The 18,382-nt window shown below is 58.5% G+C and carries 18 protein-coding genes; 9 read left to right on the top strand and 9 right to left on the bottom strand.

The features are described from left to right. Positions 1-105 precede the first annotated feature (105 nt). Genes rsfS through AC2TEL_RS04700 form a run of 3 tightly spaced genes read left to right on the top strand, consistent with a single transcriptional unit; the run spans position 106 to position 1,467 of the window. Positions 106-465 carry a ribosome silencing factor gene (gene rsfS, locus AC2TEL_RS04710; RefSeq protein ID WP_171181054.1) on the top strand — a complete coding sequence of 120 codons (360 nt, stop codon included), beginning with the start codon at positions 106-108 and terminating at the stop codon, positions 463-465. A gap of 44 nt (positions 466-509) precedes the next feature. Next, on the top strand, positions 510-980 hold the full coding sequence (rlmH, locus tag AC2TEL_RS04705) for a 23S rRNA (pseudouridine(1915)-N(3))-methyltransferase RlmH (protein WP_480902237.1): 471 nt from the start codon (positions 510-512) through the stop codon (positions 978-980). A gap of 1 nt (position 981) precedes the next feature. After that, positions 982-1,467, top strand: coding sequence for a flavodoxin family protein (locus tag AC2TEL_RS04700; protein WP_480902234.1), 486 nt, complete (start codon positions 982-984; stop codon positions 1,465-1,467). 3 nt (positions 1,468-1,470) lie between these two features. Here AC2TEL_RS04700 and AC2TEL_RS04695 read toward each other — a convergent pair whose 3' ends face one another. Beyond that, positions 1,471-1,818, bottom strand: a complete 348-nt coding sequence (locus AC2TEL_RS04695) for a hypothetical protein (RefSeq protein ID WP_480840182.1) — start codon at positions 1,816-1,818, stop codon at positions 1,471-1,473. 35 nt (positions 1,819-1,853) lie between these two features. Further along, the gene (locus AC2TEL_RS04690) at positions 1,854-2,564 is read right to left on the bottom strand and encodes a DUF599 domain-containing protein (protein WP_480838484.1); all 711 of its coding nucleotides are present in this window, start codon (positions 2,562-2,564) and stop codon (positions 1,854-1,856) included. 80 nt (positions 2,565-2,644) lie between these two features. Between AC2TEL_RS04690 and AC2TEL_RS04685 the strand changes: the two genes are divergently transcribed. The 6 genes from AC2TEL_RS04685 (at position 2,645) to AC2TEL_RS04660 (ending at position 8,870) form a co-directional block, all read left to right on the top strand. Beyond that, entirely contained in the window at positions 2,645-4,084 is a 1,440-nt protein-coding gene (locus AC2TEL_RS04685) for an FAD-linked oxidase C-terminal domain-containing protein (protein WP_480902232.1), read from the top strand. Between the two features lie 44 nt (positions 4,085-4,128). After that, a complete protein-coding gene (locus AC2TEL_RS04680) occupies positions 4,129-5,229 on the top strand; it encodes an FAD-binding protein (RefSeq protein WP_480902229.1) in 1,101 nt (366 codons plus the stop codon). Positions 5,230-5,233: 4 nt separating this feature from the next. Further along, positions 5,234-6,556 carry a glycolate oxidase subunit GlcF gene (glcF, locus tag AC2TEL_RS04675; RefSeq protein ID WP_480902226.1) on the top strand — a complete coding sequence of 441 codons (1,323 nt, stop codon included), beginning with the start codon at positions 5,234-5,236 and terminating at the stop codon, positions 6,554-6,556. A gap of 118 nt (positions 6,557-6,674) precedes the next feature. Continuing rightward, the gene (locus AC2TEL_RS04670) at positions 6,675-7,466 is read left to right on the top strand and encodes a trypsin-like serine peptidase (protein ID WP_480838476.1); all 792 of its coding nucleotides are present in this window, start codon (positions 6,675-6,677) and stop codon (positions 7,464-7,466) included. Then, a complete protein-coding gene (locus AC2TEL_RS04665; protein WP_480902223.1) occupies positions 7,463-8,278 on the top strand; it encodes a trypsin-like serine peptidase in 816 nt (271 codons plus the stop codon). The genes AC2TEL_RS04670 and AC2TEL_RS04665 overlap by 4 nt, the downstream gene beginning before the upstream one ends. A gap of 124 nt (positions 8,279-8,402) precedes the next feature. After that, the gene (locus AC2TEL_RS04660; protein WP_480838472.1) at positions 8,403-8,870 is read left to right on the top strand and encodes an Hsp20 family protein; all 468 of its coding nucleotides are present in this window, start codon (positions 8,403-8,405) and stop codon (positions 8,868-8,870) included. Between the two features lie 162 nt (positions 8,871-9,032). On the opposite strand, the gene AC2TEL_RS04655 is transcribed toward AC2TEL_RS04660, so the two are convergent. The 7 genes from AC2TEL_RS04655 to AC2TEL_RS04625 form a co-directional block, all read right to left on the bottom strand. Then, on the bottom strand, positions 9,033-9,608 hold the full coding sequence (locus AC2TEL_RS04655; RefSeq protein WP_480902220.1) for a Rieske (2Fe-2S) protein: 576 nt from the start codon (positions 9,606-9,608) through the stop codon (positions 9,033-9,035). A gap of 239 nt (positions 9,609-9,847) precedes the next feature. Continuing rightward, a complete protein-coding gene (locus AC2TEL_RS04650; protein ID WP_480902217.1) occupies positions 9,848-10,987 on the bottom strand; it encodes a S41 family peptidase in 1,140 nt (379 codons plus the stop codon). A 154-nt stretch (positions 10,988-11,141) separates the two neighbouring features. Further along, positions 11,142-13,325 carry an esterase-like activity of phytase family protein gene (locus AC2TEL_RS04645; protein WP_480902214.1) on the bottom strand — a complete coding sequence of 728 codons (2,184 nt, stop codon included), beginning with the start codon at positions 13,323-13,325 and terminating at the stop codon, positions 11,142-11,144. Positions 13,326-13,680: 355 nt separating this feature from the next. Beyond that, positions 13,681-14,682 (bottom strand): tryptophan--tRNA ligase, encoded by a 1,002-nt coding sequence (gene trpS / locus AC2TEL_RS04640; protein ID WP_480902212.1) that lies wholly within the window; start codon positions 14,680-14,682, stop codon positions 13,681-13,683. 235 nt (positions 14,683-14,917) lie between these two features. Next, a complete protein-coding gene (locus AC2TEL_RS04635; RefSeq protein WP_480838462.1) occupies positions 14,918-15,814 on the bottom strand; it encodes a MurR/RpiR family transcriptional regulator in 897 nt (298 codons plus the stop codon). A gap of 80 nt (positions 15,815-15,894) precedes the next feature. After that, positions 15,895-17,256: an aminotransferase class III-fold pyridoxal phosphate-dependent enzyme gene (locus AC2TEL_RS04630; RefSeq protein WP_480902209.1), complete on the bottom strand. Its 1,362-nt coding sequence runs from the start codon at positions 17,254-17,256 to the stop codon at positions 15,895-15,897. A gap of 21 nt (positions 17,257-17,277) precedes the next feature. Beyond that, a complete protein-coding gene (locus AC2TEL_RS04625) occupies positions 17,278-18,381 on the bottom strand; it encodes a mandelate racemase/muconate lactonizing enzyme family protein (RefSeq protein WP_480902206.1) in 1,104 nt (367 codons plus the stop codon). Between the last annotated feature and the right edge of the window lies 1 nt (position 18,382).

Here is an 18,382-nt window from a genome sequence, read left to right as displayed (position 1 = left end):
TATTAGTACCCCGGCGCCGGGGTTTGGCGGCGCGCAGCAAAGGAGGACTATGTCCTGTCTCTACATACACAGGCGGGTTTGCCCGCCGATGACGGTGCCAGTGTAATGGCTCACTCTCAGTCAATCAGCGACAAGCTGCTTGAGCGTATCCTTTCCTCACTTACCGACGACAAGGCCGAAGATGTCGTGCAGATCAACCTGCAGGGCAAGTCCTCGGTTGCGGATCACATGGTGATTGCCTCGGGTCGGTCGACCCGTCAGGTCTCGGCCATGGCGGAAAAGCTGACGGATCGCATCAAGCAGGAATTCGGTTTCACCTCGAAGGTCGAAGGCAAGGATGCCGGCGACTGGGTTCTGATCGATACGGGCGACGTGATCGTCCATATCTTCCGCCCCGAAGTGCGTGAATTCTATCAGCTGGAAAAGATGTGGCTGCCTCAGGGCGGCAGCGCCTCGGCGAACTGAGGCGCCATCCCGGCCTGCATTAACAGGCCGGTGGCGAGAGAAATATGCGTATCAGCATTTGTGCGGTCGGGCGATTGCGTGCCGGACCGGAGAAGTCCCTGCTTGATGATTACCTGACCCGATTTGACCGGACCGGCCGCAGACTGGGCCTTGGTCCTGCGAAGGTGATCGAAGTTGAAGACAAAAAAAACGCAGGCATGGGGGCCGAGGCTGCGCTGCTGCGCAAGGCGCTGCCCAAAGGTGCGGTGATCTGCACACTGGATGAACGCGGGCGGGTGATGTCCTCGCCCGATTTCGCCAAGAAACTGGGCGGCTGGCGCGATGCCGGGAGGCAGGATCTGTCACTGATTATCGGCGGGGCGGACGGAATAGACCCTAATCTGCAGGCTGAGGCTGATTTTTCCATCTCATTCGGGTCGATGGTCTGGCCCCATATGCTGGTCCGTGTGATGCTGGCCGAGCAACTTTATCGGGCCGCAACCATCCTGTCGGGCGGTCCCTACCATCGGGTCTGACATGGCGCAGCTTCTGATCGTTTACCATTCGCGCACGGGCGGCAGTCGGCAAATGGCCGAGGCAGCGAATGAAGCGGCGCGGTCCGAAGCGGACACCGTGCTGATATCCGCTGACCAGGCGGGCCCCGCAGACCTGCTGGACGCGGATGGCTATATCTTTTGCGCGCCCGAGAATCTGGCAGCAATTTCAGGTCTAATGAAGGACTTTTTTGACCGCAGCTACTACCCGGTGCTTGGTCGGATCGAGGGTCGGCCCTATGCGCTGATGATCTGTGCCGGATCGGACGGCGAAAATGCAGCCCGGCAAATGGCCCGGATTGCAACGGGCTGGCGCCTGAAAGAAGTACAGCCGCCACTGATCATTTGCACCCATGCGCAAACACCCGAGGCCATTCTGGCGGCAAAGACCATCCCGAACGACCATCTGGACCAATGCCGCGAAATTGGCGCGGCAATGGCTGCCGGCCTCAGCCTGGGTGTATTCTGAAGCTCAGTTCAGCGCGACCAATGTGGTCTCAGAGTTCCATCCATCCACGCTGCAGCGGGCCTGTATCTGAACCTGCGTCGTGCCGGCAGGAATTGCAACGCCGCCAAGGGACCGCGTGAATGGTTGTTCGTTCTCGTGCGGGTGGTGGAGGACGCGCATCCCCAGCTCGTTGCCGTCCATATCCAGAACACGCCAGCCATCGGCATAATGATCCCATCCGGTATCCGGATGCCGGATCGTCACATCGAATCGCCAGGTCTCACCGTTGGATGTGGCCGAGACTTTTTCGATCATGGATGGGTCGGCAAACGCGGGGCACGCGATTAGAGCACTGAGAATCACATATCGCATGGGTTGAATGTAGGCGGCGAAACGCAGCATCGTCATCACGTCTCCGTGTTGGGGGGTCGGGTCATAAGAACCGAGCGGGAATGCGAGGCAAATTCACGCCGATACAGAACACCAAAAGTAATCGCCGTGCCCAAAATCAGCGCCACAGGTCCCAGTATCCACGCAAGCGAGGCAAGTGCGAAATAGGTGACGCGCAGACCGCGATTGAAGCTGCGCGCCGCGGTGACACAGATCTCGGCCGCTTGCGCTGCGCGGGGGTAGGCCTGGGGGTCTTCGGGATCATTGGGCACGGCAGCCATCAGAACCGCGCAATACCCGAACAAGCGGTGGGCCCAGACATATTTCAGGAATGCGTTGGCTAGAAAAAGGATAACAATCAGTATCTTGATCTCCCAGACCATGGCTGGCGCACTGCCTATCGCCAGATCCTGGGCAACGCCTGCCAGACGCTCGGTATTGCCCAGCAGCGCAAGGCCGCCGCCAATCGCGATCATCGTGGTCGAGGCAAAAAACGTACTGCCCTGCCGCATGGCGGCCACGACCTGAGCGTCGAACATGCGCGGTTGACGCGTGACCATCTCATGCATCCAGTTTCGCCGGAATGCGTCCATCATCAACGCGACCGAGGGTTTGTGCGGGGACGGATTTTCGATCCGCCAGCTGATCCACAGCCAGCTGCCCAGCAGCAAAATTATGGCTGCATAATCGAGGGGTGAAAACAGATGCGCGCGGTCGATCCATGTCATGCCGCGACAGTACGTCCGGTTTTGCAATCTTGCCAGATCGGAAAATTGGTAATAATATTTTACCAAATGGAGGACCCGCCATGGAAATGCCTCAGCCCAACCCCGACGTGCTGCGCCGCAAGACCGCTGTGATCGCGCGGCTATCGCTGGCCCTGCCCGAAGACGCGATTATCCATGACCCGTCAGAGACCCGCGCCTACGAATGTGATGCATTGACCGCATACAAATGTCCCCCGATGGTGGCCGTATTACCCGCCAGTACGCAGGAAGTGTCGGCCATTCTGCGGATTTGCAAAGAAGAGGGCGTGCCGGTCGTCCCTCGGGGTGCGGGGACATCGCTGGCAGGCGGCGCGTTGCCAACCGCGGATTGCGTGATTCTGGGTGTCGCGCGGATGAACGACGTGCTGGAGATCGATTTTGACAACCGTTTCATACGGGTGCAGTCAGGCCGGACAAATCTGAGCGTTTCAGGTGCGGTCGAGGAAGAGGATTTCTTTTACGCCCCGGATCCGTCGTCGCAATTGGCCTGCGCCATTGCGGGCAATATCGCAATGAACTCGGGCGGTGCACATTGCCTGAAATACGGGGTAACCACCAATAACCTTCTGGGTGTCACGATAGTGATGATGGATGGCAGCGTGGTTGAGATCGGCGGCGCGCATCTGGATGCGCCGGGGCTCGACCTGTTGGGCGTCATCTGCGGATCGGAAGGGCAACTGGGCGTGGTGACCGAGGCGACCCTGCGGATATTGCGCAAACCCGAAGGTGCGCGGCCTGTGCTGATGGGCTTCGATGACAATGAAGTTGCGGGTCAATGTGTCTCTGACATTATCAAATCGGGCATATTGCCAGTGGCGATCGAGTTCATGGACCGGCTGTGTATTCAGGCTTGCGAAAACTTTGCTCACGCGGGATATCCGGATTGCGAGGCCCTGTTGATCGTCGAAGTCGAAGGCTCGGAAAGCGAGATCGACAGTCAGTTGGCCAAGATCATCGAAATTGCCAAGCGCCATAACCCGGTCGAGTTGCGTGAAAGTCAGTCGGAGGACGAAAGCGCCCGGATCTGGCTGGGGAGGAAATCGGCCTTTGGCGCCATGGGGCAGATTAACGACTATATGTGTCTGGACGGCACGATCCCGGTTTCCGCGCTGCCTGCCGTGCTGCGCCGCATAGGCGAGCTGAGCGAGGACTACGGACTATCGGTCGGTAACGTGTTCCACGCCGGTGACGGAAATATGCACCCCTTGATTCTGTTTGATGCCAACAAACCCGGCGATCTGGAAAAATGTGAGGCTTTTGGGGCCGAGATTCTGAAACTCTGCGTGGATGCCGGCGGATGCCTCACAGGTGAGCATGGCGTGGGGATCGAAAAGCGCGACCTGATGCATCACCAATACACACCGCAGGACCTTGAGGCGCAGATGGCCGTCAAGGATGTGTTTGATCCGGACTGGCTGCTGAACCCGGCGAAAGTGTTCCCGCTGGACGTGTCCGAGGCGCGACGAATGGCGGCGGAATAGATGCCTGATCTCGACGCCCGAAGACTTTGGAAAAGATAAACCGCATGAAACCTGAGACAGAAGCCGAGCTGGCGGATCTGGTGGCCGGACTAACCAATCCCGTGCAGATCGTCGGTGGTGCAACGCGTGGCGTGGCCGGACCCGAGCAACGTCTGAGCACCGCCGGACTGACGGGTATCACGCTCTATGAACCCGGCGCGCTGACGCTCGTTGCAAAAGCCGGAACGCCGGTGGCCGAAATCGAAGCGGCCCTAGATGCGGAAGGGCAGCAACTGGCGTTTGAACCGATGGATCATCGCGGTCTTTTGGGGACGGAGGGAGACCCAACCATTGGTGGGGTCGTAGCGGCGAATGTATCCGGCCCGAGGCGGATTCAGGCTGGCGCGTGCCGCGACTTTCTTCTGGGCGTGCGCTACGTGGATGGGCGCGGGCAGGTGGTCAAGAACGGCGGGCGGGTGATGAAGAATGTCACGGGCTATGACCTGGTCAAACTGATGGGGGGATCTTGGGGTACGTTGGGTATCCTGACCGAAGTGTCGCTGAAAGTGCTGCCCAGACCCGAACGAACTGCAACAATTTCGGTCACTGTGCCCGACACAGCGACCGCGGTTCAGGTACTTTCGGCAGCTTTGAAATCCCCGTACGAGGTGAACGGTGCTGCGTATGACCCAAAGGTCCAAAAAGGCTTACTTAGGCTCGAAGGTTTCGCTGATTCCGTCGGTTATAGGACCGAAAAACTGACCGCAGAACTCTCGCACTTTGGCGAGGTGTCGGAGGAGACCGATCCTGCCGCGCTCTGGGCTTCCATACGCGATGTCCGGGCATTTCATGGCGAAGACGGGGATATCTGGCGCCTGTCGGTCAAACCCGGTGATGCGCCAGAGATTGTAGCGCGCGCCGAGGTCGATCAGGTGTTGCTCGATTGGGGCGGCGGCCTGGTTTGGCTGCGTGTTCCAAGCGGTACGGATCTGCGCGCGCGCCTAGGTGTATTTTCCGGCCACGCAACACTGGTGCGGGCAAGTTCAGTGACCTTCGAACAGCTGGGACGATTCCAGACGGAAAACTCTGTGATTTGGGCTCTAACACAAGGGCTGAGGGCAAAGTTTGATCCGCGTGGGCTGTTTAATCCGGGGCTGATGGGATAGGGCGATGCAGACAACATTCAGCGAAAAACAGCTGCAGGACCTGGCAATCCGGCGCTCGAACGAGATTCTGCGCAATTGTGTGCATTGCGGGTTTTGCACGGCCACTTGTCCCACCTATCAGGTTTTGGGGGATGAGCTCGACAGCCCGCGCGGACGCATTTACCTGATCAAGGACATGCTGGAAAACGCGCGGGTGCCGGACGAAAAGACGGTCAAGCATATCGACCGTTGCCTGTCCTGTCTGGCCTGTATGACAACCTGCCCGTCAGGTGTGCATTACATGCATCTGGTCGATCACGCGCGCGAATATATTGAAGAGCATTACAAACGGCCCTTCACCGATCGGGCGTTGCGATGGGTTTTGGCGCGGATACTGCCTTATCCGATGCGGTTCCGTTGGGCTCTGATCGGCGCCAAGCTGGTGCGCCCGTTCCGGTTTCTGATGCCGGATGCGCGGCTGCGGGCCATGCTGGACATGGCGCCAAAGCATATCCCGCCTGTCAGTCGAAACGACGACCCGCAAAGCTTTGCCCCCGAAGGGTCGCGGGTCAAACGCGTGGCGTTGATGACAGGATGCGCGCAAAAAGCGCTGAACACCGATATCAACGACGCCACAATCCGATTGCTGACACGGATGGGATGCGAGGTGGTCGTGGCCGAAGGTGCGGGCTGTTGCGGAGCGCTTACACATCATATGGGCAAGACTCGCGAAAGCCATGAAGCAGCCGCTGTCAATGTCCGTGCCTGGGCCCGCGAGATGGACGGTGAAGGCCTGGGCGCCATCGTCATCAACACGTCAGGCTGCGGTACGACCGTCAAGGACTACGGACATATGTTCCGGAATGGACCGCTGGCTGCTGATGCCGCGCGCGTGTCCGCCATTGCGATGGATATCAGCGAGCTGCTGGTTCAGCTGGATATGCCTGATGGCGCCGACAAAGGGATGACGGTTGCCTACCATGCGGCATGTTCTCTACAGCATGGACAAAAGATCACGTCACTTCCCAAGGATCTGCTCAAGCGCGCCGGATTCGCAGTGTTAGAGCCTATTGATAGTCATCTTTGCTGCGGCAGCGCCGGTACCTATAACCTGATGCAGCCTGAAATTTCGGCAAAACTGAAAAACCGGAAAGTGCGAACGCTGGAAGCCAGGCAACCTGATGTCATCGCTGCCGGGAACATCGGTTGTATGATACAGATCGCGTCGGGCACGAAACTGCCGGTTCTGCACACCGTCGAACTCTTGGACTGGGCCACAGGCGGCCCCCAGCCACGTGCTGTGCGGCGGGGCCATCATGCCATCGAGGCTGTGCCGATCCTGCGTTAAGCAAAACCGTACCATCCCTGCATCGCTGTGTGGGGAAAACCCAACCCGATGCTGCTGCCCTAATTTCGCCAAAGGACTCGCGTATGACTCCTCCCTGAACGAAGGATCGGAGAGTCGCGTGCGCAATTGGATTACGGCCGCCGCCCTGGCAATGTTGCCGATGACGGCGATAGCGCAGGATAGCGGGCTGAAAAGCCTGGAAACCACCGATTCCGGCCGGCAATGGATGGCTGTGGGTCGGCTGGACGTCGAAGGGACCGGATTTTGCACGGGAACGCTGATCTCGCCAACGCTGGTTCTTACGGCGGCGCATTGCCTGTTTGACAGGGCGACCCGAAAACGTGTCGACCCCGCGAAAATCCAGTTTCTGGCGGGTTGGCGGCTTGGACGTGCGTCGGCTTATCGTGCGGCGCGTCAGGCCGTGATTCACCCAGATTACAGCTTTGACCGCGAAACTTCGGCGGAACGTGTGCGCCACGACATCGCCTTGATCGAACTGTGGCAGCCAGTCAGAAACACCGCCGTGGTTCCTTTTGAAACCGGAAACCGGCCCGCGCGCGGTGAAGAGGTGGGCGTTGTCTCCTACGCACAGGATCGGGCCGAAGCCCCATCGCTGCAAGAGGTCTGCTCGATCGTAAACCGGTATTCGGGCGTCCTGGTGATGTCCTGTGACGTGGATCTGGGCTCATCCGGGGCTCCGGTATTCTCATTTGCCGGTGACAGCCCCCGCATCGTTTCGGTCGTTGCGGCCAAGGCTGAGATGAGCGGGAAGAGTGTTGCCCTGGGAACGCCGGTCGAGGAATCGTTGCAGCTCTTGCAGGCGGAGCTGTTGGCTGGGCGGGGTTTTGGGTCAACTTCAAGCAGTTCCGGCGCAAACAAGAATATCGGAGCGAGGTTTATCCGGCCGTGATCAAAGCAGTTTCAAGTATTTTTCTTTGTGTTTCAGTTTTTGTATCCGCAGCTCACGCACAGGCCGACAAGCGAAAGCTGACGGATCGGGACGACCTCTATGGATGGGAGGCGATCGGGCGGCTGGATATTGGCACCAAATCCTTTTGCACCGGTACGTTGATCGCGCAGGATCTGGTGCTGACGGCGGCCCATTGCGCCCTGGACAAGAAAACCGGCAAGCCCTACCTGCCCGGTGAAGTCACGTTTCGGGCCGGCCTCAGCAACGGAACTGCATTGGCGGAACGTCAGGTTGTCCAGATCGCAGCACACCCGGATTATGGTGCCAATGACCCCCTGACACCGGCAAGTGTACGGGCCGATGTTGCTCTAATGCGGTTGAACGAGCCGATTCCCTATTCAATTGCCGATCCGTTTGCCCTTCACAACGGGCGCGTGCCCGGCAATGAGATCAGCATTGCATCCTATGGGCGCGGCCGGTCCGAGGCGATTACCCGCGAACGGTCCTGCCGGATACTCGAACGCTGGCAAGGCCTCATTACGTTCAACTGTGACATAACCTTCGGGTCGTCCGGCTCCGCCATTCTTGCCAGGAACGGGCCGCGCTGGCAGATCCTGTCGGTCGTTTCCGCTGTTGGCGTTGATCATCGTGGCAAGGTTGGATTTGGCATGGAACTGTCGGGGATCGTGTCGGAACTCAAGTCGATCCTGCGCCGGGATGCGCCGCAACCCAAGGCCGCGATTCGGCGCCTGCAGGTCGGTTCGGGTAAATCGAGTTCCGGCGCAAAATTCATCAGCTCCGGAGGGTCTTGAACTGCGCTGAATTGCTACCCATGTGGATTGTAGCGGATCGCCAGATTTGGGGTCCGCTATGCATCACCGCCCGTCCATTCGGAGGGCACAACACGTAAATCGCTCTAGGATGAGGATTAAACACATGCGTAGTTTTGACTTTGCACCGCTGCACCGCGCCACCATCGGTTTCGACCAGATCGCAGACATGATGGACCGCGTTCTGACCAATGATGTGGCTCAGCCCAGCTATCCCCCGTACAACATCGAAAAAACCGATGCCGACACCTACCGGATTTCGGTGGCCGTCGCCGGATTTGCCGAATCCGATCTTTCGGTTGAGGTGAAGGAAAACTCCCTCGTTGTCTCCGGCAAGAAAGCCGCCGAGGACAAGGGCCGCAGCTATCTGCACCGCGGCATCGCCACCCGCGCATTCGAACGCCGCTTCGCGCTGGCCGATCACGTGCGCGTCACCGGCGCGAGCCACGAAAATGGCATGCTGCACATCGACCTGAAGCGGGAAGTGCCCGAAGCGCTGAAGCCGCGCAAGATCGAGATTTCTTCGGCCAAAGCCATCGAAAAGGATGTGGTCGACGCCAAGGCCGTGAACTAACGTCTTTGATCCAACCGCGACGGTCCCGCCTCTTGGGATTATCGCAGACTGCACGCCCCGCGCACCTCCAGGCGCGGGGCGTTGTTTTGTTGTACCGGGGTGTTCGCTAAGCGGACAAAGCTGACAATAGTTTTGGGTGGTGTGGGCGTAATGTTGGCAAGCTCATCTCGTCGTTGGCATATCTGAAAGGTCCAAAAAGACTGACTGCCGGTCTTCAGAAAATTGAGCGGGGGTTACTTTCAGGTTTTCTGAGGTTGGACCCGCTTTTGGGCGACCCCACATATCAAAATGCACGTTTTGGCAAGGATCGAGAAAGCCATCGTAATCCCCGGCCTTCGCAAGAACAATACACCCATATCCGCCGACATTTATGGGGCTAGCTATGAACCATTCTAAACGATTGTAAGCTTCCGGGCCCATCTCGAGCGCGAGCGTTCCATCGTGCAGCACATTCGACCATTCTTCCTTGGAAAAATCTGGATCAAATTGTGCCATCGCAGCCGCAATTTCTGCGATATCTCGTCGCCACAAGACAATTAGTTTTCCATCAATGCGAAGTGTCCTGACCTCGCCGGGTTTCCAGTTTCCAAGCCAAATAGAGTGTACATCGTTTTGATGTCGCGCCTCGACATCGGCAGTTGGTTTCATACTGGCTGAAAGAAAAAATAGTCCAGCGGCGACCATGAACACAGCAAACGCCGCAGTGACGTAGTAAAGGATGACACCGTTCTGCTTCATTTGGCACCTGCACTACTGATCCAGCTCATTGCCAAGGTCAGCAAGAGGCCTTCGCTGAAGAGATTCACTCAGCTATTGCTCACAGAAGGAAGCATATTTCAACACGGTTAGTTATCGCCAAAGTACAATGCAAGACCGTGGCTTAGGGCTCAAACCGGTCATCCGACGCCTACTGTCGCGCTTGTAGCCTGTCCCGACACGACCAACGGCGGTTGTGCGGACAAGCTGCGTTTTGGGCGCTAAGCCAATTCTTCAACCAGCTTTTCATAAACGATGTCTTCAGGCGTTGTGTCGAACGGTGTCGAAAACCAATCTCGATCAATTCCAAGTCTATGGGCTGGCACCAACTGACGCGCGATGTCAGACGGCGTCGTTTGATCCGCTGATCCGGTTTCCCAATCGTGAAGCGCAGTCGAGTATCGGACGACGGCGCCGCTGGTCGGCAATTCGATCAAGCCGCCTTCCGCAAAGAACCTGAGCCCATCGCCCATTTCTTCCCCGACGATCTTCAGCTTGCGCCCGAGCCGATACCTGAGGATCGCTACAAAGACGATTGCTGCTGAAAAGGTGAATTTATCCACAAGCACAGCGCATCCGCATCGCCGAGCGCTTTCGGCTATTGCATCGATCAACGGCATAGTTACCAAAAAGTTGCCCCCGGTGTTGCCTCGAACATCGACTACAAGGAAACTGTCGCGGCGGTTCTGAACGTATGTGGCGGCTTTATCGATTGCTTCGGAAAGCGCGCCTTCGTTGGTATCGAAGAAACTTGGCAGCTTCAAAGCGAGGCCATTCTCAGAACAATCGTGGATTTCCACAAACCCATTGTAATTCCAGAAGGGGTCGACTTTGCCGTGTTCATTCCTTGGATACATTTCTGACGCCAGAACAGTATCGTCGTTAGGCACTCTTACTGTGTTTCTTCGCTCGTCGGCGCTTTGGAGAAGATACTGGGTCTCATGGCTGAACGGTGCGAACCCCAAATCGGCCAACGCGGCAGGCCACGCAAATATGAGAGGTCCAATCACGCGCTGTCTTTGCCGTGTTCCCGCCAGAAGACATGCTGCCGCGCGTTCGATTTTTTCTACAGGTATGCCGTTAACGGCGATCAGCTTGCTGGGCGCAAATTCCGTGAGGGGCGTTGAGGCCTTGGTCAGAAAGACCGTCCTCCCGATGGTCACAAATCGAAGCGGCAGAACTGAGATCGCGTCGTTTGGGATCAGGCGCGTGTGACCATTGCCAGAAAGGGCCAAGAGGCGCATTGCCGAAAGCAAGAACCGCTCTCGTGCATTATGAGACGCGTGCCTTTCGGCATCTTCGACATAGGCGTCAATTTTTCCTGGATCGACTGTCGCAAAGCTTAGGTCGGTACGTTTCACAATTTCCAGAATTGGTTCGAGGTCTTGGCTCAGCGACACAAACGATCCTAACGTCTTGGTAATATGTATGTCTAACAAAGGGTCAAAGCTGACGTTAGAAGTAAAATGACCCCGCATAATTTTGTGCGGGGTCCCTCAATTTTTTGCAAGTGGGTTAATTCCCAGCCGTTACCGACCCGATCGACCAGAACATCGTCTCGCCCGAGGCGTCGTCGACGCCGTCATTGTCGGTCATCACAAATGCCTCGCCCGACGGCAGGATGGCCAGACCTTCGATCTTGTCCAGAACGTAGCCACCGGTCGAGGTCAGGTCGGGCAGCAGGTCGCGGACCTCTTCCTTGCTGACAACTGGCAGAGTTTCACCCAACGGGGCCGGGGTCATTTCTGACAGCGGGATGCGGTAGATCTTTTTGGTCACGGCGCGGTGGTCATGCTGGTTGTCGCGCTCGATGACATAGACATGGTCACCAAAAGCCACAATTTCCGACAGACCAACCCAACCTTTTTCCGGATCGGCCTTGGGATAATGTACGGCACCCCATTCCTTGGTGTCGAGGTTGTAGGCCACCAGTTTCACGTGGTTCTCAGGGTCGTCTTTCCATTCGCGCTGAACGGCCATCCACAGGGTATCGCCGACACGAGTGATACCTTCAAAGCCGAAGCGTTTTTCGACAGCCATCAGCTCCGGCGGCAGGCCGATCTCGCCCTTGCGGTCCTTGATCTTGCCTTCGGCAGAGACGTGATAGATCGCGTGTGGGATGACGCGGTCGGTGCGGCCTTCGGAGGCAACGTAGAAACCACCTTTGCCGTCCAGCGTGATGCCTTCCAGGTCCAGCTTCTGCGCCGGGTTGCCGTCCTGTCGATGAATGCGGATCACATCCACGATGCGGGCAGGCTGCTGGCTGGGGTCGATCTTGAAGATCGAAGGCTGGAAGCCGTAGAAGCTGTCGTTGACTGCATAGATCATGCCGTCCTCATCAGAGACCAGACCTGACAGAGCACCCCACCCGATCAGCTCATCCGCGCCTTCCGAGGTCAGATGCGGGTAGTTGGCGGGGGCGTCCTGATACTCGAAGATCGAGACATGGGCACGCGGGCCGCCATCTTCGATCAGGTCTTTTTCGTTGGCCGACACCAGCAGGTTGCGTTCCGGGATCGCAACATAGCCTTCCGGGCCGACGCCTGACGGCAGCAGCTGTTTCAGCACTGGGTTGGCCGGATCGGTCGCGTCATAAACACCCACGACCGAGGCACGCTCGGCCCCCACGAAGATCATCGGCGTGCCGCCAAAGGTCGCTGCGGTCACGCTTTCCGGTTCAACGCCTTTGCTGTCGGACCGTTTGTCGGGATAGTGGCCGATTTGGATGATGGCTTTCTCGAAATCGGTGCCGTTCTCGTAAACAACGGTGCCGTCCTTGTGGAAGATGGTCCAGCCACGCGACCCACCTTCGTAGTCGCCTTCGTTGGCAGTGGCAAAGTGGTTGTCGTCGATCCACTTCACCGCGTCCGGCTCGCGCAGGCGGCCCGGCTGGCTTTCAGTGAAGATCAGCGCGCCGCGCTCGTCGGTGGCGTCGATGTCTTCCAGGTCAACCGCGCCAGCCGAGAAATGGCTGACTACGTTGCCGTCCTTGTCAACAACCGCGATGTGGTTGTTTTCTTGTAGGGTCACGACAGTTTCACCCAGACCATTGATGTCAACAAATTCCGGCTCGGGGTCGGTGGGGGCAACCTCGGCCAGACCGGCCAGTGAGGCCATCTTCATGCCGCCGCAATCCAGCGCACCGTCCTTCAACGGCACCAGCGCCAGCGATCCGGCGGGCAGCTGCGGGATAACACCGTCGTTCAGATCTTCGTCGCGCTCGTTTTCGATCGCCACGGCAACAAAGCTGCCATCGGGGGCAATCGCGACACTGTCGGGCTGACCGCCCACATCACAGGCGCCGGTTTCTACCTTGCCCGCGATATCGACCGAGATCAGTTTGCCCGACGGGGCAGTGTAGCTTTCCGACGTGTTCACGCCGACATAAGCCGTCGTTCCAACGATCCCAACTGAGGTCGGCTCGCCACCCACATCCATCGCACCCAGCGGCGCAGGATTTGCGGGATCGGTGATGTCGACCATACCGATCACACCCAGCGGGCTGTCGGTGTAGACCAGAGTCATCCCGTCCGCGGTCGCCGCGATGATCTCGGGCGAGGTTTCACGTTCGGTATCGGCCCCCTCGGCCATGTTCTTGACGACTGGGAAAGACGCAATTCGGTTGAAATTCATCTCTGCCGCAGCCTGACTGGCGGTCAGGGCAAGGGCAGACGTCAGGCAGACAAAGCGCAATGACATCGGTAGGTATCCTCTCTCACTTGGATAAGATTGGGATGGCTGCCGTTCGTTGCAGTATTGTGACGCTTTGACTGCGCTTTTGTAACAAGCCCATTAAATCTGGGGATGGTTTCCCGGACGCGACGAAATGCATCTCGCTGGTGCCGGGATTCGCAAAGCACGTATCAACCCCTGCCCCCAGCAGGGTTCTGACCAAGCTTTCCGCACCATTCGTTGCCCGACCTCGCCAGTTTATTGTTTTTACGTGGCTATAAGCCTAGAAATCGGGCGGGTGGACCCAAAGCAAAAGCTTTGATCCACAAATCGCTTGCTGCATCAAGATCTGACAAAGGGAATCATTGGTTTTGCGGCTGGCTCACATGCCAAACAAGCCGATACCATTCATGACTTCGCGCTTGGTCGTTTCAGTGCGTTCGCGCGCGCGCTCGGTTCCCTTGCGGATCGTGTCACGAACAAAGGCCAGATCCTGCAAAAGTTGTGCCCGCCTGTCCCGGATCGGAGCAATCAGCGATTGCAGGATGTCTTCCAACCGGCTTTTGATCTTTGCATCCCCCAGCCCGCCGTGCCGATAGCGCGCCTTCAGCTCGGCAAGCGCCGTTTTGTCGTCGTCGAAGGCATCCAGATAGGTAAAGACGGTGTTGCCTTCTACCTGTCCGGGGTCCTCAACGCGCAAATGACCGGGATCCGTGAACATGGCTTTGACGGCAGCCCTGATATCCTTAGGCGTGGCGGACAGAGGTATCGCGTTGCCACCCGACTTTGACATTTTCGTTTTGCCGTCTATTCCCGGCAGCCGCCCCGCTGGCGGAATGACGGCTTTGGCCTCTGGCAGGATAAGTGCGCCGGCAGTCGCGTTGATCCTGCGGACAATTTCGTTTGTCTGCTCGATCAGAGGGGCCTGATCTTCGCCGACGGGCACAACGCTTGCCTTGAAGGCCGTGATATCCGCTGCCTGCGCCGCCGGGTAACACAGGAAACCTGCGGGGATGTCCCGACCGAACCCTCGGGCCCGGATCTCATCCTTGATGGTCGGGTTGCGTTCCAGTCGGGAAACGCTCACGAAATTCAGATACAGCATGGAAAGCTCTGCCAAGGCGGGCAGTTGCGATTGCAGGCAAATCGTCGTGCGCTCCGGGTCGATGCCGACGGCCAGATAGTCCAGTGCGACTTCCAAAACATTGCGCCGTACCTTGGCCGGATCACGTGCATTGTCTGTCAGCGCTTGCGTATCGGCCAGCAGCAGAAACTGGTCGTGATCGTCCTGAAAACGCAGGCGGTTACGAAGCGAGCCGGCGTAGTGCCCGATATGCAACGGGCCGGTTGTGCGGTCTCCGGTCAGGATGACGGGTTTGTTCATTTGCGTGTCCTCTGAAAACTTGAGACACCGCATGGGGGAAGGAGATCAAAAAAAGGCCGCCCATACGGCGACCTCGGAATGAATGGAAATGTCCGGTCGCCTTATCAGGAGACCAGCCACCAGCGCTTGGGAAAAGTGCATGTGTTTTCCATGCCAATGCGTGTAGTGAACGAGAGTCTGCACGTCAAGCAGAGCCAAAGGACGCGAAGCGACAAGGAAAATGACCTTGGAGTATTCAGCGTGGTTCGTCGCGATATATGCCCAGCCTGTGACGACGCGAGTGAAACGCCTCGACCCGTTCAACTATTTCGCTTCCGGCCTGCGCGATGATGAAAGACAACAGCGTTTCCAAAAGCGCCACCGTACTGACCGAAGATGGAAAGAACTGCGGCGTATCGGCCGCGACGACAAACCCGTGATCGGCGGCCCGGTAAACGGGGCTGGCGAGGCTGTCGGTGATGCCGATGATCGTGACGCCCTGTTCCCGGGCGACACTCACCGCTTCGATGACTTCGCTTCTGTATGGGGCGCAGGTGATGGCGATCAGGACATCGCGATTGTCGGACCAGGCAAGATCATCTGTTGCAACCGAACCTGCGCGCGGAATGGCGTGGAACTGCACCATCCCGGTTGAAGCGAGATAGGTGAAATTGCGTGCGTTCGCGTTGTTCACACCGACACCCATCGTAAACACATTGCGCGAATTCCAGATCACCTCGGCCGCAGCGGTCAGGGCCTCGGTTGTTATGCCGGCAAATGTGTCCTCGATATTGCTGAGCGCGGATTGCACCATGTCCGCATATAGTTCACCCATCTGGCCGGATTTTCGGATGCCTTGCAGAAATCTGGCCCGGTCGGGAAAATCGACCTTTCCTTGTCGGATTGCCTCGCGAAACGGTTCGCGGAAATCTTCGTAACCTTCAAACCCGACCTGTCGCGCCATGCGGACAACCGTGTTTGGTTTGACCTCGGCCGCTCTGGCGATTTCACGCACGGTGGAAACGCCGACATCGCGCGGATTTTCCAGCACATATCTGGCGGCCTTTTGCGCTTCGGGCGTCAGGTCGCCGAATTCTTCGGCCAGACGGGAAAGGACGGTTGCAGAGAGGTTTGTTTCGTTCGTATCGGCCAATGGCTCAGGTATCCTGCTAGTGTATCCGGGGTTTAACCGACGCATTAGTGAAAGTCATCGCCCGGCCCGGCTTTGCGGCATCAAACACATTCGCGATCCGCGATTTCAAGGGTTCGGTCCAAAATCTCCAGTCCGGTCATCATGTCTTCTTCCGAGATGTTCAGGGGTGGCGTCAGGCGAATGACGTTCGAGAAGAAGGACAGGTAAAGCCCGTGATCCATGGCGAACGCCATCATCTCGGCCATGGGCTTCGCAGCATCACCTTTGGCAGCAAATGGAACCAGAGGTTCTTTGGTATCGCGGTTCCTGACCAGTTCGATACCGTTGAACATGCCCAGACCGCGAACGTCGCCGATCGAGGGATGCTTCTCGGCCAGACGCCTCAGTTCCGCGCGCATTCTCCGACCCATCCCGGTCGCGTGGTTCAGAATGTCCTCCTCCTGCATTGCTCGGATCGCGGCCACGCCGGAAGCACAGGCAAGTGGGTGACCCGCATAGGTCAATCCGCCGGGCAGGGGGGTATCGCGCATCCAGTCGTGCAGGTCACGCGACACGGACATGGTTCCCAGCGGCACGTAGCCCGAATTGATGCCCTTGGCGCTGGTGATGATGTCAGGTTCGACCCCCCAATGGTCGACGGCGAACCATTTCCCGGTGCGGCCAAAGCCTGCCATGACCTCATCGGCAATCAGCAGGATGCCGTATTTGGTGCACGTCTCCCGGATCGATTGCAGGTATCCGTCCGGCGGTACGATGATCCCGTTCGTACCAACCACTGTTTCGAGTATGACCGCGGCGACGGTGTTGGGGTTTTCGTACATCAGGATTTCTTCCAGATGCGGTCCACCTTGGGCGACGGGGCAATTGGCGGGGTCGGTGTGACCCGTCGGCAAGCGGTAGGTATAGGGGTCCAGCATCCGAACGACACCGGGCATATCGGCGCGGGTCAGGTGATGGCGCGGGTCCCCGGTCAGGGACAAGGTTCCCCCGGTAGCCCCGTGGTAAGATCGGTAACGCGCGATAATCTTGGTTCGCCCGGTTTTGTGGCGCGCGATGCGGATTGCGGTTTCGTTGGCCGCCGCGCCGCCGGTGGTGAAGAAGGTTGAGGTGATGTTGGGCGGCGTGATCTCGGTCATGATCGCCGCCAGTTCGCTGCGCACGTCACAGCCCATGGCAGGGCCGATATAGCAGAGCCGATCCGCCTGATCCTTGATCGCCTGCACGATCTTCGGGTGCTGGTGTCCCATATTGGCGTTCACCAGCTGGCTTTGGAAATCCAGATAGCGTTTGCCGTCGCTGTCCCAGAACCAGCTGCCTTGCCCGCCGGTGATGACCCGTGGGCGCGCGCCCTGCTTCGACCAGCTTTGCAGGTAATGATCCGCGTGCATGTCCCGCACCCATTCGGGATCGTGAATTGGGTAGGCGTTTCTCAGATCGTCCATGGCGACCTCCGTTGCGAATGGTCAGTCAAAGAGTGCGGCTGGGGTTCCAAGCGCATCCGGGTCCGGAGAAACCCCCAGCCCGGACCCCTCCGGCAGGGCGATGCGCCCGTCCTTGCGACCGGGTCCGGCCGGGTCCAGTCGGGGGCCGACATAGTGACTCAGGTCGCAGGTGTTCATGATCCCCCGCGCCGGGGTCGAGGCCGCAAGATGCAGAAGTGCGGCGGTGGTGATGTCGCTTCCCCAGGTGTCTTCGATACACATCTGGGTGCCAAGGCTGAGGCACAGATCGCGCACGCGGCGCGAAGCCGACACGCCCCCCATCTTCGACAGTTTCACGGCCACCGCATCCATACACCCCGCCTGATGCCCGGCCAGAACCGAGTGCACGTCACGCGCGCTTTCATCCAGCTTCATCGGCAGGCCAGTGGCCGCACGCACGTGGGCGCATTCCTCGATCGTGGCACAGGGTTGTTCCAGCATGATGTCCAGATGAGCAACCGCGCGACCGACGCGGGTGGCGGTCAAACTGTCCGAGCCGCAATTCCAGTCTCCGTAGACCAGCGGGCCTTCGCCAACTGCTTCACGCACGAGAGTCAGGCGCGCGACATCTGCCTGCCAGTTCCTGTCAGCGCCCAGTTTCACCTGAAACTGGCGCATGCCCTGATCGAATGCCTCACGCGCGATACGAGCCATCTCATCCGGCGCGACGCAGGTGATCGAGTGATAGAGCGGCATGTCCGCCACGGCCCGCCCCCCAAGCAGAGCATAGAGCGGCAATCCCGCAGCCTGCGCGGTCAAGTCCCACAGGGCGGTATCGATTGCAGATTTCGCATAGTCGTGACCGGGCAGATACTTGTTCAGCCGCTCCATCACCGCGTCCGGGCCGACCGGATCGGCTCCGATCAGAACAGGCACCAATTCCTCCAGCGCGGGGACGACGCCCTTGGCATAGGCCGGAAGGTAGTGCGGAATGGGGCAGACCTCTCCCCAACCTGAATGGCCTGTATCCGTATCCAACCGCACCACGACCGAGGTCGTGACGTCGCAGGTTTTGCCCTCGGCCATGTAGTAGGTCTCGTGGCTTTTCAGCGCAACGTGCCAGGCGGTGATGCGGGTGATCTTCATG

Source organism: Ruegeria sp. HKCCD9138, from assembly GCF_057220975.1.
This window is presented reverse-complemented; position numbering and strand designations above follow the sequence as displayed.

Excerpts from the sequence above, each read along its gene's own strand:
- rsfS (WP_171181054.1), top strand. The coding sequence starts at position 106 with ATGGCTCACTCTCAGTCAATCAGCGACAAGCTGCTTGAGCGTATCCTT.
- rlmH (WP_480902237.1), top strand. The coding sequence starts at position 510 with ATGCGTATCAGCATTTGTGCGGTCGGGCGATTGCGTGCCGGACCGGAG.
- AC2TEL_RS04700 (WP_480902234.1), top strand. The coding sequence starts at position 982 with ATGGCGCAGCTTCTGATCGTTTACCATTCGCGCACGGGCGGCAGTCGG.
- AC2TEL_RS04695 (WP_480840182.1), bottom strand. The coding sequence starts at position 1,818 with ATGCGATATGTGATTCTCAGTGCTCTAATCGCGTGCCCCGCGTTTGCC.
- AC2TEL_RS04690 (WP_480838484.1), bottom strand. The coding sequence starts at position 2,564 with ATGACATGGATCGACCGCGCGCATCTGTTTTCACCCCTCGATTATGCA.
- AC2TEL_RS04685 (WP_480902232.1), top strand. The coding sequence starts at position 2,645 with ATGGAAATGCCTCAGCCCAACCCCGACGTGCTGCGCCGCAAGACCGCT.
- AC2TEL_RS04680 (WP_480902229.1), top strand. The coding sequence starts at position 4,129 with ATGAAACCTGAGACAGAAGCCGAGCTGGCGGATCTGGTGGCCGGACTA.
- glcF (WP_480902226.1), top strand. The coding sequence starts at position 5,234 with ATGCAGACAACATTCAGCGAAAAACAGCTGCAGGACCTGGCAATCCGG.
- AC2TEL_RS04660 (WP_480838472.1), top strand. The coding sequence starts at position 8,403 with ATGCGTAGTTTTGACTTTGCACCGCTGCACCGCGCCACCATCGGTTTC.
- AC2TEL_RS04655 (WP_480902220.1), bottom strand. The coding sequence starts at position 9,608 with ATGAAGCAGAACGGTGTCATCCTTTACTACGTCACTGCGGCGTTTGCT.
- AC2TEL_RS04645 (WP_480902214.1), bottom strand. The coding sequence starts at position 13,325 with ATGTCATTGCGCTTTGTCTGCCTGACGTCTGCCCTTGCCCTGACCGCC.
- trpS (WP_480902212.1), bottom strand. The coding sequence starts at position 14,682 with ATGAACAAACCCGTCATCCTGACCGGAGACCGCACAACCGGCCCGTTG.
- AC2TEL_RS04630 (WP_480902209.1), bottom strand. The coding sequence starts at position 17,256 with ATGGACGATCTGAGAAACGCCTACCCAATTCACGATCCCGAATGGGTG.
- AC2TEL_RS04625 (WP_480902206.1), bottom strand. The coding sequence starts at position 18,381 with ATGAAGATCACCCGCATCACCGCCTGGCACGTTGCGCTGAAAAGCCAC.